Source organism: Streptomyces sp. NPDC001157, assembly GCF_053598255.1.
This window is the reverse complement of record NZ_JBSFJW010000052.1, coordinates 13,009-29,126: the sequence shown is the minus strand read 5'-3', so window position 1 is coordinate 29,126 and position 16,118 is coordinate 13,009. Positions and strand designations below refer to the sequence as shown.

The window sequence follows — 16,118 nt, the reverse complement described above, 5'->3', positions numbered from 1 at the left end:
CAGAGGGGTCATCGCGGCCAACTAAGCTCCGGCCCATGAGTGAGGCAGACAGAGGTCCCGCCGGACGAGTCGTCGACGGGCGCTTCGAGTTGGAGGCCCGCCTCGGCGGCGGTGGGATGGGCACGGTCTGGCGAGCCAGGGACCTGGTTCTGCACCGGTCGGTGGCGGTCAAGGAGGTCCGCCCGCCCGACCGGGACCTCGCCGAGTACGACCCCGACAGCGCACGGATGCTGCGCGAACGTGTCCTGCGCGAGGCTCGGGCTCTGGCCCGGATCGACCACCCGAACGTGGTCACCATCCACCACATCGTCGACGGCGGCGAGGGCACGTACCCGTGGCTCGTGATGGAGCTGGTCGCCGGAGGCTCCCTGGCCGACCGCCTGGCCCGTGGACCGATGCACCCGGCCGAGGCCGCACGGATCGGCCGCGGCGTCCTCGCGGCGCTGACCGCGGCGCACGACGCCGGCATCCAGCACCGGGACGTCAAACCCGCCAACGTCCTGCTCCGGCCCGACGGACGACCCGTCCTCACCGACTTCGGCATCGCCGCCATCCGCGAGACGACCACCCTCACCGCCACCGGCTCCATCATCGGCACGGCCGACTTCATGGCACCCGAGCGCATAACCGGCGACGAGGGCGGAGCCGCCTCCGACCTGTGGTCCCTTGCGATGATGCTGTACACCGCCGTCGAGGGCCGCCACCCACTGCGCCGGGGCACCACCCTGGCAACGCTCGCCGCGGTCCTCCACGAGGACGTCCCGCCACCGACGCAAGCCGGCCCTCTGGGCGCCGTCCTGATGGACGTCCTCGTACGAGACCCCGCGGCGCGCCCGTCGGCCGCCGTGCTCGACCGACGCCTGGCCGAGATCGAGGCGGATCCGACCGGACAGGCGAGCACGCGAGACGAGCCGACCTCGTACCAGCTGACCCCGCCGGCGCCCCCGTCCACCCCGACGACCCACCCGGGCAACCCCTCTTCCCCGCCCACCTTCGTCCCCTACGGCGGCGCTCCGGCCGGCGCGCCCACGGCTCCTGCGACCGCACCCCGCCGACGCGGTCCCGCCCGGCCCGTCCTGCTCAGCCTCTCCGCAACCTCGCTGGTCGGGGCCCTCGCCGTGTTGTGGTGGGTGCTGCCCCTGGGCGGCAACGACTCCGCGGGCGCGGGCGGTTCGACCTCCACCCCGACCGGCTCGCCGGGTGCCACGCCCGTCTCCCGGAAGCCGCAGGACTCCGGGACCCTGTCCGTGCACACGGACATGCTCACTCCGGACCACATCCGCACGGCCATCAAGGCGATCGAGAAGAAGACCGGCCGCGGGCGGTTCGGCGACCTCACCGTCTACTCGGACTACGTGTCGGCGGAGGTGATGGTCAACGGCAGCGACGTCGCGTACGAGGACTACACCTACCGCCCGGGCAAAGGCGTGGAGAAGGACATCATCGACGGCAGCCTGACCAGCCTCGACAAGCCGTTCACTCCCGAACGCTTCAACTGGGACAAGATTCCCGCGCTCATGAAGGAGGCGGACAAGAAGCTCAACGTCAAGGTCCCGGAGAACCGGTACATCACGGTGATGATGCCCGACGCCTTCCACCCCGAGTTCGGCTTGGGTGTCTATCGCACCGACAAGTACGGCCGGACGGGATACCTGAGGACTGACACCAAGGGCAGGGTCGTCGACGTGAACCCCGCCGAGAACTGAGCGGGACCCCCTCAGCGTCCTGGACCGTCCGGCTCCGCGGGGCCAGCCGCACGTACGTCACGAGGGCTCGCGCCGAGTTCACGGCGGCAGGCCTTGTTGAAGGCCTGGAGATCGGCGATGCCCACGGCCGCGGCGATGGCGGTGACGGACAGGGTGGAGGACAACAGGAGGTGGCGGGCGCGTTGCAGGCGTCGGTGCCGGATGTACGACACGACCGTGCGGCCGGTCTCGGCACGGAACACGCGCGTCAGGTGTGTGTGGGAGATCCCGACGGCGTGTGCGACCTCCGGTACCGACAGCGGGCCGGCCAGGTGTTCCTCGACGTAGGCCTGTGCGGCGGACACGAAGGGGTGGCGACGCCCGGCGCCCTCGCCCCTCGGCAACTCGGCGATGCGCCACAGAGCGGCCCAGACCTCGGCGGTGGCTCGCGGGGGAGAAGTCGGCATGGCCGTCACGGCATGTCGGAGCAGTTCCGCCAGGCGTGTGCTCTCGGCCGCGGCGTCCTGCATCACCGGCAGCACCCGCGCGGTTCCGCCGTCGTGCAGCCGTAGATGGACGTAGAGATGCTCCGACCTGCCCCGGTAGTGGAAGTGCACCTCCGTGTTGGGCGGCACCAGGCTGACGTGGCCGGGGCGTATGGGGTGGACCGACTGCCCGAGGGACAGGGCACCCTCGTAGTTGTAGAGGTGCAGCTGCCACAGGTCGGGCAGCCGGAAGACGTCGTGGGCGGTGGAGACGCCGTGCACCCCGATACCTGCGCCGACCACGGTGGGCGCCTCGTCGAGCCGTAGTGTCACGTGTTTCACGAGGATGGAAAACTACCAGCACTGGACGATTTCAGCCCACGACCGATCCGCACCGGGCACGTACGTTCGTCGCATGTCAACCAGCAAGCAACTCCTGACATCGGTTCAGGTGGCGCGCTTCGTCGCGCAGGGATTTCTGCGCCTGGACGGGGTGGTGCCGCAGGAGATCAACGAACGGGCCGTCGCGGCCTTGACCGAGGGCCTGCCGGGAGTGTCCTACGGCACTCCGCTGGGCAAGGCGTTCGCACCGGGCACCTTCGTCCACGAGCTGCTCGCCCTGCCGGTCGTCGCAGGCGCCGTCGAGAGCCTGGTCGGCCCCGAGCCGACCGTCGACCACCACGCCGTTCATGTGCGCGAGCCGCACGAGGGACAGGCGCAGCCGCTCCACGGGGACGCCATCATCGACGTGCGCCCGGATGCGTTCGACATCCAGCTCATGTACTACCCGCACGAGGTGACCGCCGATATGGGCGGCACCCTCAGTGTGCCCGGAAGCCATCTGCGCAGGATCAACGAGACGGACATCGGCCGCGTCCAGAACCTCAGAGGGCAGACCCGTCTGACCTGCCCGGCAGGCACGGTCGTCCTCCTGCACCACGGCATCTGGCACAGCGGCCGCCGCAACGACACCGCGGGCCGCCGCTACATGTACAAACTCCGCCTCAACCCGACCGTGCCGCAGGTGCGTCTGTGGGACGTCTCCGACCTGAACGATCCCGCGGTGACCGCGGAACTCAACACGTACTTCCCCTGGTACGAGCAGGCCACGGCCCGACTGGAGATCTACAACCGGGTCCTGCTGTGGCGGGCCCTGACCGGTGACGACTCGTTCGACGTCGAGTACTGGGTCACACGCGTCAGCAACCGCCCCGCCCTGAGGAGTCACACATGAGACAGCAGGTTCTGGTCCTCTATCTCGCGACGTCGACGCTGGACTCCGACGTCGTGGGCTGGTCCCGCTACGACGGGACCGGCCGGACCCGTCCGACGACCGGCGACAGCGACGAGCCGCCCTATCCCACCGGGCTGGCCGCGCTGCTCGACGGGTGGCGCCTGCTCCAGGCCTCCCAACTACTGCCGCCTCAGTCCGGTCACGAGTACGACGTCTCCTTCCTCAAGCACGAGTTCTTCTTCGAGAAGCTGGAGGACGACCCTCGCCCCTGACCGGGCGCCGGAACCAATGACGCCGGTGACAGCCGGGTCCGCTACTGGGCCCTCGACGACACGGGCCTGGACTTCCTCGGCTGCGACCGGCACTGCTCGGGCCACGCCGACCGGCTCATCGCCGACCGGCTCACCTCGTTCGTCGCCGGTCTGCCGACGGGCCGGTGACCTGCCTGCAGGGCCGTCGCCGAGCCCTCCCACGGGGACGGCGGCGGCCCGCGGGTCTGAGTCTCAGTGAAGCGCGGACAGCGGGAGGGTCTGCGCGCACCAGATCGTCTTGCCGTTGGTGGTGTGCCGGGTGCCCCACCCCTGGGTCAGCTGGGCGACGAGCAACAGGCCCCGGCCGCCCTCGTCGAAGGCGCGGGCCCGGCGCAGATGCGGGGCGGTGTTGCTGGCGTCGGAGACCTCGCAGATCAGGGAGGTGTCGCGAATCAGCCGCAGCCTGATCGGCGGCTCGCCGTATCTGATGGCGTTGGTGACCAGCTCGCTCACGACCAGCTCGGTGACGAAGGCGGCCTCCTCCAGGCCCCAGGCGTCCACCTGGTCGACGGCGAACTTCCTGGCGCGCGGCACCTGCGCGGTGTCCGGCTCGACGTCCCAGTCTGCGACGTGCTGGGGAGCCAGCGCGTGCGTGCGGGCGAGCAGCAGGGCCGCGTCGTCGGTGCGGCGATCGGGGAGCACCGCGTCGATCACCGTGTCGCACAGGGCCTCCAGTGAGGTGGCCGACTGGTTCAGGACCCGCTCCAGTTCGTCGACTCCCTTGTCGGCGTCGTGTGCGCGGCCGTCCAGCAGCCCGTCGGTGTAGAGCGCGAGCAGGCTGCCCTCGGGCACTTCGAGCTCGGTGGCCTCGAACGGCAGCCCGCCGATGCCGAGCGGAGGTCCCGGCTGGGCGGTCACCGGGATCCTGGTGCCGTCCGGGGAGATGATCAGCGGCAGAGGATGGCCGGCGCTCGCCAGCGTGCACCGTCGCGACACCGGGTCGTAGACGGTGTACAGACAGGTGGCCCCGGACTCGCCGGTCGGCTGGAAGTCGCCGGTGGGCTGGAGGTCGCCGGAGAGGTGGAGGACGAGGTCGTCCAGGTGGGTCAGCAGTTCGTCCGGTGGCAGGTCCACGTCGGCGAGGGTGCGGACCGCCGTCCGCAGCCGGCCCATGCTGGCCGAGGCGTGCAGGCCGTGACCGACGACATCGCCGACGACCAGGGCGACCCGGGCGCCGGACAGCGGAATGACGTCGAACCAGTCACCGCCCACTTCCGCGCCGGCCCCGCCGGGCAGATAGCGGTATGCCACCTCGACCGCCTCATTGTCCGGCAGCTCCTGTGGCAGCAGGCTGCGTTGCAGGGTCAGCGCGGTCGTGCGCTCGCGCGAGTAGCGGCGGGCGTTGTCGATGGCGACGGCTGCCTTGGCGGTCAGCTCCTCGGCGAGGATCAGGTCGTCGGCGGTGAAGGCCTCGGGCCGGTCGAGCCGGGAGAAGGCGACGACCCCGAGCAGCGCGCCGCGCGCCCTGAGCGGAACGGTGATCCGGCCGGTCAGCCCGTCCGCGGCGAGGGACCCGTCGATCACCGGGTTGCCCGGTGGCCAGTGCGCCGGGTCGGCGGCGAGCCCGGGCCCGAAGGCCCATTCGCCGCCCTCGCCGGGTTCGGCGGCGAGCTCGACCGTGGACCTGCCGGTGGCCAGGCAGCGGGCGGCGACGGAACCGGGAGGGTGGCTGACCGGCGTCGTGGGCCCGGGAGCTCGTTCGGTGTCCTCGTGTGCGCTGTGCCGGGCGGCACGGCTGAGCAGGATGGGCTCGCCGGAGGTGAACGCGGACACGGAGGGGGGTTCCTCTCCGCGCAGCACCTCGTCGAAGAGATCCACGGTGACGAGGTCGGTGAATCCCGGCACCGGGGTCGTGGCCAGTTCCTGGGCGGTGCCGATCACGTCGAGTGTCCGGCCGATGCCGCCGCTGGCTTTGTTGAGGATGAGCAGGCGTTGCCGAGCCCAGTACTCGGCGCTCATGTCGAATCCCCAGTTGGCGACCGCGCGGACTCGGCCCTCTTCATCCCGGACGGGCCAGATGCTGGTGGCCCAGGCGTTGGCGTAGTTACTGCCGAGCGGACGGAAGACGGTGATGAGACGCGTGGGCTCGCCCGTCCTCGCCACTTCGGCGAGCGCGTCCGTATAGGGCTTGTCGTCCCGTTCGGGAAACAGCGTGCGGTCGAATTCGGGAAACAGATCGCGGTACTTCTTGCCGAGCACTTGCTCCTCGGAGTGCGCGATCACCCGGCCCGAGGAGGCGTTGATCCACAGAAACCGCAGATCGGGGTCGTAGACGCCCAGGGCGAAGGGCGACTGCTCGAAGGCCCGGTCGGCGATCACCGGTCGGCTTCCCCAGCGCTGGGCGGTCACCGCGTGACCCAGTGCCCGCCCGTCGGAGCCGGTCAGCGGATGAGCCGAAAGCACGGCGTCCACAGTGGAACCGTCCCGGTGGCGCAGGGGGACGAACCCCGTGGGGGCGGGGCCGGCGCCGTAGGCCTCGGGGAAGCCGGCTGGTCGGGGATCGACCAGCAGCTCGGTCACGGGGCGGCCGACGATGTCCTCCGCCGTCCAGCCCAGCAGGAGGCGACCCCCCTCGCTCCAGCCGCTCACCATGCCGTCCGGGCCCACCACGGCAACGGCAGTGGGCGCGTCCTGATTGTCGGCCATCTCCACGCCTCCGTCCGGACAGCCGTAATCGCCAGGGCTGGATTCCAGCGGCCGCTTCCAGCCTAGTTCCGCCCCTGATCTACGGCGCCCCGGCCGGTGCGTTCGGGTTCACGGGGGTGTGCTGCGACGCATGTGGCAGAAACATGGGATCACATGAGATGCAGCGAGGTGTATTCGGGGCCCAAATTCGAAGCGCTTCGATACATTCTGATGGGGGCTAGACATCGGCGGAAGGGCCACAAGGTCGACGCTACCTTGCTAGTGTTTCGAAGCGCTTCGACTATGAAATGCACCCCAGTGATGGGATCTTCCCCAGCTCAGCCTGTTCCAGTCACGACACCGCAGCCGACGCCCCTCCGCGGGGCGTCCAGGTGTGCCATGAAGGGTCGACGCAGTGAGGCCGAACGCCGCCTCCACCTCCTCAGGACCAAGCCGGAGAAGCATCCTCGCCTCCGCGGCGGTCGCCAGCGCGGCGGCGGCCGGCGGGATGCCGCTGGTCACCGCCTGTGGTGGCGAGGAGGTGCCGCAGATGGGACTGGAGATCGCGACCACCGTCACCGTCAGGGAGGGCACGGCTCCGCCCAAGGAGGAGTGACGCGACCGCGCGCGGAAAGGGCGGTGCCCTGGTTGCCGGAGGGGCAACCAGGGCGAGGGGGCCGGTCGTTCAGGATGTCGTGCCGGTGACCGAGCCCTGGGACTTGGTGACGTGGTAGGTGACGGTGGCGCCGCTGTAGAAGTGGAAGGTCAGCGTGACCGGCTGGCCGTCGTGCAGCGCGTTCAGGAAGTCGGGCGTCAGAATGATCGTGCCGCCCGGGTAGTCCGGTGAGAAGGCCGCGTTGAACTCCTGGTACGGGGTCCAGCTCGCCTGACCGGCGTTGCTGCCGTCGGCGTACTTGGCCTCCATGGTCGCCAGGACATCACCCCGGTACTGGGTGGGAATGGTGAACGAGCCGGTCGTACCCATGGCGTTCGACAGCACCGGAGTGTCGGACGTGATCACGTCGATCGTCCAGGGCAGTCCGCGGGAGAACCGGGCCTGCAGCGTTGCGTTGACCCCGTACGAGCGATCGCCGGTCAGCCGGGTCAGTGCCTGTGCCGTGAGGGTGAGCCGGTCGTCGGTGACGGTGTAGTCCTTTCCCGGGGCGAGCGGGGTGCTGCCCTGCCACAGGCCGCGGAACTTGGCGCCGTTGGGGTTCAGAGTGAGCGTCTTGGCCGTGATCGGGCTGGACTTGGGCACGAAGATCTTGTCGAAGGAGGCGGTTCCCGAGCGGGTGGTCCAGCTCGACTTGATCCAGGCGTACAGGGCGGGGTCGGTCCACTTCAGCGTCTGGCGGTTCAGGTAGGCGAAGGTTCCGGGGTCCCACAGGGCGGTGGTGACACCGGCGACGCGCGCCGCGTAGTTGACGTGCTCGAAGTACTTCAGCGCCTCACCGCGCTCCACACGGTCGGGGTGGTTGTGGTCCGGCCAGGCGAGCAGACCGTACTCGCCGAGGTAGACCGGGATGTTCTTGGCGACGAACGTGTCGTGCATCCGGGCGAAGGCCTCGTTGAGGTCCTTCTGGGCGGACTCGTCGTACCGTGTGCCGCCCGCGATGTTCACGCTGAACGGGTAGTAGCTGTAGTAGTGCACCGTGGCGACCAGGTTGCTGTCGTGCAGCGCGCCGATCGTGGCGGACAGGGCGTCCATGAAGGTCTGGGAGGGCGTGCAGCCCACCGTGGGCAGGACGAGCAGGCGGTTCGCGTTCCCGCCGCCCGAGGAGCGGACGATCTTGTGGAAGGAGGTGTTCAGCTCGTCCAGGAGCTGGTTCTTCTGCGCGTCCGTGGAATTGTCGAAGCCCGGCTCGTTGACGCTCTCGAAGAGCAGGGTGCGCGGCTCGTCCCGGAACGCCGAGGAGATCTGGGTCCAGCCGGCGTTGAAGCGGGCGAGGACGTTGTCGTGGTCGGTGGGCATCTTCGAGATCCACTGCCACGAGTCGTGGTGGACGTTGAGCACGACGTACAGGCCGTCGGCCTGCGCCCAGTCGACCACCTGCTTGACGCGGCTCATCCACGTGGCGTCGATGGCGTACGGCGCGGTGGCGGACTGGTGGTCGGTCCAGGACACCGGGACGCGGACGCTGCGAAAGCCCTGCGCGCGGATGGTGTCGAACAGGTCCTTGGTGACCTTCGGATTGCCCCAGGACGTCTCGTCCGGGATCGCGTCCAGGGTGTTGCCCAGGTTCCAGCTGGGCTGCATCGCTGCGACGGCGTCCATGGCACGGGCCGGAACTCCGACCGTCGACGTTGCAGGCTTCGCCGTGTTGTCGGGCGCGGCGATCGAGGTGCCGGCGCCGGCGGACAGTCCCAGGATGACGAGCAGCGCCGTCAGCAGGCCGGCCAGACGTCCGGGTCCGCGCCCGCGGTGGCGGGCGGGTAGCCGTATGTCCTTCAAGTTCTTTCCCTTCGTCCGGTCGTGCCTTCCGGTGGGTCGTTCGGGTTCAGCCGTCGAGGGACTCGTAGTCGAACCAGTCGAAGTGGACGGAGCCGTCGGCGGCGTACATGCCGATGACCCGGCCGGTGAAGCCGCCGGCCACCTCCGTCGACAGGTAGCGGCCGTCGAGGTTCGCGAGCTCGGTGAACGTTCCGTCCGGGCCTTCGACGCCCAGAGAGACGACGTCGGGTCCGGTACAGGGCCCGTGCGGTGACGGCGGGTCAGCGATGGTGACGGCGAGGACCACGGGCCCGGCGGGCACGGACTGGGCGGCCACGACCGTGCGCAGGGAGCCGACGCGCGCGATCACCTGCACCTCGGTGCCGGACGCCTCGATCTCGTAGTGGTGCGCCTCGTCCAGCCGGACCGCGAGACCGCCACGCCCCTCGGACGGGTCGATCAGGGTGCGGGCCCGGCAGGTGAGGTGCTGCTGCCGACGGCCGGTGAACACCACGTCGGGCTCGTCCAGGGAGCCGCCCCGCGCGCGGAGCGTCAGCCATCCCGGGCGCTCCTTGGTGGTGCAGAGCTCGGGGAGCCGGTCCCGCACGGAGATCCAGAGCGGCGCGAGTTCGCCGAGCTCGAAGTCGTCGCGCCGTTCCTCGGCGGGGGCGGGGTCGAGCGGCCAGGGGAGCTCGGGCAGGTCCAGGGTGACCTCGCCGACGACGGGCCAGCCGTCCTCCCAGGTCACCGGAGCCAGGAAGGTCTCCCGGCCGAGCACATGCCAGCCGGGGGTGCCGCCGCCCGGCCGTACCCCGAGGAAGACCAGCCACCAGGAGCCGTCGGGGCCCTGGACCAGGTCCGCGTGGCCGGTGTTCTGCACGGGGTGGTCGGTGCCGCGGTGGGTGAGGATCGGGTTGGCCGGGTGCGGTTCGAACGGGCCGGTCGGCGCAAGGCCGCGGGCGATCGACACGCCGTGGCCGCGCTCGGTGCCGCCCTCGGCGATGAGCAGGTACCAGTAGTCGTCGATCCGGTACAGGTGCGGCGCCTCCGGGGCCTTGGCGCCGGGACCGCCGGACCAGAGCCTGTGCGGTGTGCCGTATGTCTGTCCGGTGGACGGGTCGATACGGACCTGGGACACCCCGGCGACCGTGCACCAGCAGGTGCCGTCCTCGTCCCAGGCCAGGTCGGGATCGATGCGGGGCACGCCCGGTGCCCGGACGGGGTCCGACCACGGTCCGGCGGGATCGGTGGCTGTGACGATGAAATTGCCGCCGTCCTCGGTGCAGTTGGTCACGATCAGCCAGAACCGTCCGTCGTGATGGCGCAGGGTGGGGGCGTAGATGCCGCCGGAGGACCACGCCTGCGACAGCCGCAGTTGTTCCGGCCGGTCCAGGACGTTGCCGATCTGCCGCCAGTGCACCAGGTCGCGGCTGTGGAAGAGGGGGATGCCGGGGAAGTACTCGAAGCTGGAGCAGGCGAGGTAGTAGTCGTCGCCGACGCGGCAGATGCTGGGGTCGGGGTGGAAGCCGGAGATCACGGGGTTGGTGGCGCGGGCGGGCGGGTTCTGGGCGGTCACCCTCGGTCGTCCTTTCGTCGGGTGGGCGGCAGGGTCGGCGCTCAGGGAGCGTCCGGTTCCGTGCGGGTGATGCGGAGCAGCACAGCGGACGGCGCGGCGGGCAGGGTCACGGTGAGGTCGGTGGTGTCGGGGTTCCAGACGGCGGCTGCCTGACCTGCGGCGGGGTACAGCACCTCGACATGGGCTGCGCCGCCCGCGAGTTCAGACATCCGGAGAGTGGTGGCCTCGCCGCCCGCGCGCCGCCAGACGGTGAGGTAGGTGGTGGCGGGGGTGTGCAGGGCGAGCGCGATCCAGGGGTCGTCCCAGCCGGGGAGGCCCAGCGGCCAGGAGGGCACCGCTCGCGGCAGATCGGCGCGGATGGCCTTGTACGTGGCGACCGCCTCGTGGACCAGGGCGCGGGCCTCGGGCCCCAACTCCAGCAGGCGGCCCGAGAGATGGACACGGCCGAGGAGGGCGCTCGCCATGGTGAAGGCGACCTCGTCGAGTGAGTCCTCCGGCTGTGGATAGGCCCATACGGCGCCCTGCTCGGGGGTGACGGCGGTGGGTGCGGAGGCCGCGATGGGCGCGTAGCGGGTGAGGTTCTGCTGGTCGCTGGTGGACTGGAGCTGCAGCCGCGACAGCAGGGCGTGGTCCCAACGCATGCCGCCCGATGCGCAGTTCTCCACCACCAGGTGCGGATGGCGGTCCAGGATGCCGTCGAGCCAGTCCAGGTGCGCCCGGTTGTGGCCGAGCAGTCCGGCGCCCGCGCTCTCGCCGGGGTGGGCGCTGGTGCCGGAGCCGGGGTCGATGTTGTGGTCCAGCTTGAGGTAGCCGACGCCCCACTCGCCGACCAGGCGGTCCACGACCTGGTCCAGGTGGGCCCGGGCGGACGGGTGGCGCAGGTCCAGGTGGTAGCGGCCGGACTCCGTGACGCGGACGCCGTCGCGGCGGAAGTACGCCTCGTCGGGCAGGGAGTCGGCCACCGGGCTGTGGACGCCGATCACCTCCGGCTCCAGCCACAGACCGGGCACCATGCCGCGCTCCCGGATGCGGTCCAGCACCTCGTGGATGCCCTTCTCCCCGGGGAAGCGCGAGGCGGCCGGTTCCCAGGCGCCGACGGTGGTCCACCAGCCGCCACCGCCATCGTCGTACCAGCCCGCGTCGATGACGAAGTACTCGGCGCCGGCCTCGGCCGCCGCGTCGATCAGCGGCAGCAGCTTCTCGGTGGTGGGGTCTCCCATCAGGCAGTTCATGTAGTCGTTGAAGATGACGGGCAGGCGTTGGTGGTCGGGATGCGGGCGGCGCTGGGCGCGTCGATAGCGGGTCAGCGCGGCGAACGCGGCGTCGGGGCCGCCGTCGGCGCTGAAGGACAGGGCGGCGGGTACGGTGCGGAAGGCGGCGCCGGGTTCCAGGGGATGGCGCCAGCCGTGGTGGGCGTCGGTGGGCCCGAACAGTGCCGCGTAGGCGGCCCGGTCGTGCTCTTGGCACTCCCAGTGCCAGCCGCCTCCGTTGTGCTCGATCTGCCACACCCAGGTGTGACCGGTGCGCCGGTCCGTCAGTCCGCCCATGGGCAGATGTCCGCAACTGGACCAGGTGCCCTGGCCGTTCAGGGCGAAGCCGGCCTTGCCGTGCCCGTACGTCACGCGTCCGCTGACGCCGGGTGTCGTCCGGCGCATCGGCTGTCGCTGCCAGCGGCATTCGGCGAGCCAGTCGTTCTCCGCCCACAGCAGGTCGGCGGCGTCCAGGTCCGCCGGATCCTGCGTGGTCAGGCACCCCATGGCGAACGAGCTGACCGACTCCAGGTGGAGCGTGTCCTGCCCTTCGTTGCGCAGGCTCACCTCGCTGCGGAGCACGGGGATGCCGTCCGGCGACCGGTAGGTCACCTCCGCGACCAGACCGGTGTCCGGGTCGTGGAGTTGGACGGTCAGGGTGTGCCAGTCACCGTCGCGGCCCGCGCGGTGGGATCGGTGGCGCAGCCGCCCGCCGATCGCCGTCCGGACCAGGCGGCTGCCCGACCAGTCGCGCCCGTGACCCGTGGCCGTCACCTCCACCAGAGGCAGGGACCCACGGGGGCCGTTGGCCGTCTCGCCCGGCAGTCCGAGGTGTGTCAGACGAGCGTCGCCGTCGTCGCCGAGGACGAACTCGAGGTGCAGGGCCTCATGACCCCAGCGGAAGCTCCGCAGTTCCGATTCCGATTCCATGGTGGCCTTTTCCAGGTCAGTGGCCGCGCACGACCGCGCAGGCGCCGGGCGGCAGTTCGTGGGCCGTGGTGCCGGTGAGCAGGTCGTGGGCGGGTTCCGGCAGGGGCACGGTGTCCTCGGTGTGGTTGATCAGGACGTGCCAGCGGCGGCCGTCGGCTGCCTGCCGGGTGACGGCCTCGACACCGGCCGGAAGACCCGCCGGCTCCGGCTCGACGCCGGCTTCCTTCAGGAGCCGTCCGACCAGTGCGCCGTAGTCGGCGTCGTCCAGGCGGGTGGAGAGATACCAGCCCTGTCCGGTGCCGAAGCGGTGCCGGGTGAGTGCCGGGCTGTCCGTGAGCATGCCGTGGGTGTAGGCGGCGAGCGTTTCGGCGCCTACGGTGCGCAGGGACTCGCTCCAGACGGTGCCGTGCGAGCCGTCGGACAGGGTGATCCGCTGCTCCGTCCGCAGCGGCCGGTGCTCCTCGACGCGGATGCCCAGCGCCTCGCGCAGCGGTGCGGCCGGGTAGCCGCCGAGACGGGCGTGCATGCGGTCGTCGACGTAGCCGGCGGCGTGCTGGACGAGAAGCGTTCCCCCGCCCTCGACGTATCGGCGCAGGTTCTCCGCGCCCCTGTCGGACAGCAGGAACAGAGAGGGGGCGATGACCAGCCGGTAGCGGCTCAGATCGTGCTCCGGGTGGGCGAAGTCCGTCGTGACGCCCGCGTCCCACAGAGCGCGGTGCGCCCCGGCGAGCGGTGCATGGTAATCGAGGCGGGAGGAGGGCAGGCCGTCCACCTCCAGCGCCCACATGGCGTCCGGGTCGTCGAGCACGGCCGCCTGCGCGGTGACCGTCGAGCCCGCCAGCTCCCCGAGGCGGGCGACTGCCTCACCGGTCCGCGTGACCTCGCGGAAGATACGGCTGTCCGGGCCCGCGTGCGGGAGCATCGCCGAGTGCCAGGTCTCGGCGCCCGCCCGGGACTGCCGCCACTGGAAGAACAGGGCGCCCTCCGAACCGCGCGCGATGTGACCGAGGCTGTGGCGCAGTACGTCACCCGGCTCCTTGCCGATCACCTGATCGCCGTCGTAGACCGTGCTGGTGCCCTGCTCCATGAGCAGCCAGGGCCGGCCGCCGGCCAGGGAGCGGGAGCGGTCGGCGTAGAAGGCCGCATGTGCGGCGCCGTCGGGGCCGTTCGCGTCCGGGTACTGGTCGGAGCTGACGACGTCGAGTTCGCGGGCGAACGCCCACACGTTCAGCCGCAGGTCGTAGGGCAGCATCAGGTTCGTCGTCACCGGGCGGTCACTGTGCTCGCGGATCGCGTCGCGCTGCTCGCAGTAGGCGGCGATGATCTCGTCGGCCCAGAAGCGGTGGAAGTCCACTGTCTGGCCTGGGTTCTTGTGGTACTGCGTCGCACGCGGCGGCAGGACCTGCTCCCAGGAGGTGTAGCGCTGGCTCCAGAAGGCCGTGCCCCACGCCTCGTTGAGGGCGTCCAGCGAGCCGTGCCGGGCGCGCAGCCACACACGGAACGCGGCCGCCGCCTGGTCGCACCAGCACAGCGTGCCGTACTCGTTGTGCACGTGCCACAGCGCGAGCGCGGGGTGGTCGCCGTACCGTTCGGCCAGGGCGGAGGCGATCCGGCGGGCCGCGTTGCGGTAGGCGGGTGAGGCGAGGCAGTAGGTGTCGCGGCTGCCGTGGACCAGGCGGGTGCCGTCGGCCCTGACTGCCAGCGCCTCCCGATGGGCGAGGGTGAACCAGGGCGGCGGGGAGGCCGTCGGGGTGGCGAGGTCGACCGCCACGCCGTTCGCATGGAGGCGTTCGATGTGGGTGTCCAGCCAGGTGAAGTCGTAGCGTCCCTCCTCCGGTTCGAGCAGGGCCCAGGAGAAGACGCCCAGCGTGGCCAGGTTGACCCTGGCCCGACGCATGAGTTCGTCGTCCTCTTTCCAGACCGGCTCGTCCCACTGCTCGGGGTTGTAGTCCCCGCCGAAGGCGAGGCCACCGAGGCGGTCGGTGATGCTGCGTGCCGTCATGAGGCTTCCTTGGGTACGGAGGGACGAGTGACCCTCTGACGAAACGTCAGGACGGGTACTCGGGATTGTCGAAGCGCTTCACCTCGCAGGCGAAGGTAACGGAGAAGTTTCGTGCGGAACAAGAGTTCAGGCGCCAGGAAGCTCTCTTTTCCCTGGTCCATTGACAGTTCCCCAGGGGCGAAGGCTCTGTCGATGCGCTTCGACACTCCAAAGACGCCAAAGCCCTGCTGGGTCAACTACTCATGACCCAGCAGGGCTTCGGTATGGCCGACGAGGGCGCGTGTCAGTGCCGCGCGAACTGGACCCGGGTCGGTTGCACGACGTTCGGCCGCAGGGCGATCCCGCTGACGGTCAGCTGTTCCCCGTAGATGTCCGTGACTCTGATCGTGCTGCCGCATCCAGTGCCGTTGGCGGACAGGAAGTAGTTGTAGGAGGTGCGGGGCAACTGCCGCCAGCCGCTTCCGGTGCGGACCTCCAGCCGCGTCACCGGATTGCGTTGGCCGATCGTCTGGATGCCGCACCAGTAGGGGCTGGACCCGGTCTTGTACCTGATGGACAGCGTCTGGGACGTGCTCGGGCTGACCAGGTTCCAGGTGATCGAGAGCCGGCCGACCCTGAGGTCGGCGAGTTTGGCGAAGGCCTGCTGGCTGAGGTCGAGTTGCCCGGGTGCGCAGGGCAGGGGGCACTCGTTGGTGATCCGTACCGTGATGGAGGCGCCGTTCGCCGCGCGGACGTGGACGTACGCGCCGCATGCCCTGGACGTCTCGTAGTCGGTGGTGTTCATCGCCGCGATCATCATGTCGCCGCTCGGGCCGAATCCACAGGCGCCGTCTCCGTCGCCTGCTTCGTAGGCGGTGGCGACTCCTGTGTAGGTGGCCCCGGGCCGTATCCGTCCTGTCGACGGTGCCGTGGTCGACGTCGTTCGCGCGGCCCGCGGGGTGGGCGCGGCCGACGGTCGTTTCGACGGGGTGTGCGCGGGGGCCTTCGGGGTCGGCGAGCCTGTGGCGGTCGGCGTGCCGGTCGCGGTGCCCGTGGGACTCGGGGTGCCGGTCGGGGGCGTGGTCCTCGCCGGGGTGCCGGCGGCGCGTGCGACCGCGACCGACGTCCCGTCGGTGTCGCGGTCGGGGAGCAACATCATGACCAGGGCGGCGACGACGCCCGCGGAGGCCAGCGCCACCGAAGTGCCCACCAGCAGCCTGTGTCTGCGCCTGCGCTGCCGTGCGGCCTGCCGTGCTGTCTTCATACCTGTCCGTTCGGATGCTCGAGTCGACGGTGCACTGTTCAGTCGCCGCAGGGAGCGCAAAGGTTGCCGACAACTTTTTCGGCTTCGGACGACGAGGGTCCGGCCTGTCGGCGGGGGTGGTCCCGCTGGTCGGCGGAGTGAACACCGAGGGGACCCGCGATGGGATGGAGGCGCGGACCAAGACCATGAGGAGTGCGGAATGAGCAGACTGAGGCGCGGGCGGCTGACCGGCCTGGGCATGGCCCGGCGCACCCGGCTGCTCACGGTCGACTGCCGGGTGCTGCCAGGAGGCTCGCTCGCCTTCGAGGTGTCCGCAGGTCAGTCGGTGCCTCGGAACGGGCAGTTG

General features: G+C 70.6%; 11 protein-coding genes. 4 read left to right on the top strand and 7 right to left on the bottom strand.

Annotated elements, in window-relative coordinates; all coding sequences use genetic code 11:
• Positions 1–35 precede the first annotated feature (35 nt).
• A complete protein-coding gene (locus tag ACWDAG_RS44120) occupies positions 36–1,706 on the top strand; it encodes a serine/threonine-protein kinase (protein ID WP_450701214.1) in 1,671 nt (556 codons plus the stop codon).
• Between the two features lie 11 nt (positions 1,707–1,717).
• Here the strand turns inward: ACWDAG_RS44120 and ACWDAG_RS44115 are convergent, their stop codons facing one another.
• Positions 1,718–2,503, bottom strand: coding sequence for a helix-turn-helix domain-containing protein (locus tag ACWDAG_RS44115; protein WP_450701227.1), 786 nt, complete (start codon positions 2,501–2,503; stop codon positions 1,718–1,720).
• An 82-nt stretch (positions 2,504–2,585) separates the two neighbouring features.
• Between ACWDAG_RS44115 and ACWDAG_RS44110 the strand changes: the two genes are divergently transcribed.
• A complete protein-coding gene (locus tag ACWDAG_RS44110) occupies positions 2,586–3,404 on the top strand; it encodes a phytanoyl-CoA dioxygenase family protein (protein WP_450701213.1) in 819 nt (272 codons plus the stop codon).
• A complete protein-coding gene (locus ACWDAG_RS44105) occupies positions 3,401–3,676 on the top strand; it encodes a hypothetical protein (RefSeq protein WP_450701212.1) in 276 nt (91 codons plus the stop codon). The genes ACWDAG_RS44110 and ACWDAG_RS44105 overlap by 4 nt, the downstream gene beginning before the upstream one ends.
• Before the next feature lie 231 nt (positions 3,677–3,907).
• Here the strand turns inward: ACWDAG_RS44105 and ACWDAG_RS44100 are convergent, their stop codons facing one another.
• Positions 3,908–6,361, bottom strand: a complete 2,454-nt coding sequence (locus ACWDAG_RS44100) for a SpoIIE family protein phosphatase (RefSeq protein WP_450701211.1) — start codon at positions 6,359–6,361, stop codon at positions 3,908–3,910.
• A gap of 394 nt (positions 6,362–6,755) precedes the next feature.
• On the opposite strand from ACWDAG_RS44100, the gene ACWDAG_RS44095 reads away from it, so the two are divergent.
• Positions 6,756–6,956, top strand: coding sequence for a hypothetical protein (locus ACWDAG_RS44095; protein ID WP_450701210.1), 201 nt, complete (start codon positions 6,756–6,758; stop codon positions 6,954–6,956).
• Between the two features lie 69 nt (positions 6,957–7,025).
• Here the strand turns inward: ACWDAG_RS44095 and ACWDAG_RS44090 are convergent, their stop codons facing one another.
• From ACWDAG_RS44090 to ACWDAG_RS44070, 5 genes are all read right to left on the bottom strand, one after another.
• Positions 7,026–8,792, bottom strand: coding sequence for a cellulase family glycosylhydrolase (locus ACWDAG_RS44090; RefSeq protein WP_450701209.1), 1,767 nt, complete (start codon positions 8,790–8,792; stop codon positions 7,026–7,028).
• Between the two features lie 46 nt (positions 8,793–8,838).
• Positions 8,839–10,347 carry a glycoside hydrolase family 43 protein gene (locus ACWDAG_RS44085; RefSeq protein WP_450701208.1) on the bottom strand — a complete coding sequence of 503 codons (1,509 nt, stop codon included), beginning with the start codon at positions 10,345–10,347 and terminating at the stop codon, positions 8,839–8,841.
• A 41-nt stretch (positions 10,348–10,388) separates the two neighbouring features.
• The gene (locus ACWDAG_RS44080; RefSeq protein WP_450701207.1) at positions 10,389–12,527 is read right to left on the bottom strand and encodes an alpha-galactosidase; all 2,139 of its coding nucleotides are present in this window, start codon (positions 12,525–12,527) and stop codon (positions 10,389–10,391) included.
• Between the two features lie 16 nt (positions 12,528–12,543).
• Positions 12,544–14,529 carry a beta-galactosidase gene (locus ACWDAG_RS44075; protein WP_450701206.1) on the bottom strand — a complete coding sequence of 662 codons (1,986 nt, stop codon included), beginning with the start codon at positions 14,527–14,529 and terminating at the stop codon, positions 12,544–12,546.
• A 283-nt stretch (positions 14,530–14,812) separates the two neighbouring features.
• Positions 14,813–15,772, bottom strand: coding sequence for an expansin EXLX1 family cellulose-binding protein (locus ACWDAG_RS44070; protein WP_450701205.1), 960 nt, complete (start codon positions 15,770–15,772; stop codon positions 14,813–14,815).
• Positions 15,773–16,118: the final 346 nt, after the last annotated feature.

Coding starts and splice junctions, on each gene's coding strand:
- ACWDAG_RS44100 (WP_450701211.1), bottom strand. CDS start 6,361: ATGGCCGACAATCAGGACGCGCCCACTGCCGTTGCCGTGGTGGGCCCG.
- ACWDAG_RS44075 (WP_450701206.1), bottom strand. CDS start 14,529: ATGACGGCACGCAGCATCACCGACCGCCTCGGTGGCCTCGCCTTCGGC.
- ACWDAG_RS44110 (WP_450701213.1), top strand. CDS start 2,586: ATGTCAACCAGCAAGCAACTCCTGACATCGGTTCAGGTGGCGCGCTTC.
- ACWDAG_RS44080 (WP_450701207.1), bottom strand. CDS start 12,527: ATGGAATCGGAATCGGAACTGCGGAGCTTCCGCTGGGGTCATGAGGCC.
- ACWDAG_RS44105 (WP_450701212.1), top strand. CDS start 3,401: ATGAGACAGCAGGTTCTGGTCCTCTATCTCGCGACGTCGACGCTGGAC.
- ACWDAG_RS44120 (WP_450701214.1), top strand. CDS start 36: ATGAGTGAGGCAGACAGAGGTCCCGCCGGACGAGTCGTCGACGGGCGC.
- ACWDAG_RS44070 (WP_450701205.1), bottom strand. CDS start 15,772: ATGAAGACAGCACGGCAGGCCGCACGGCAGCGCAGGCGCAGACACAGG.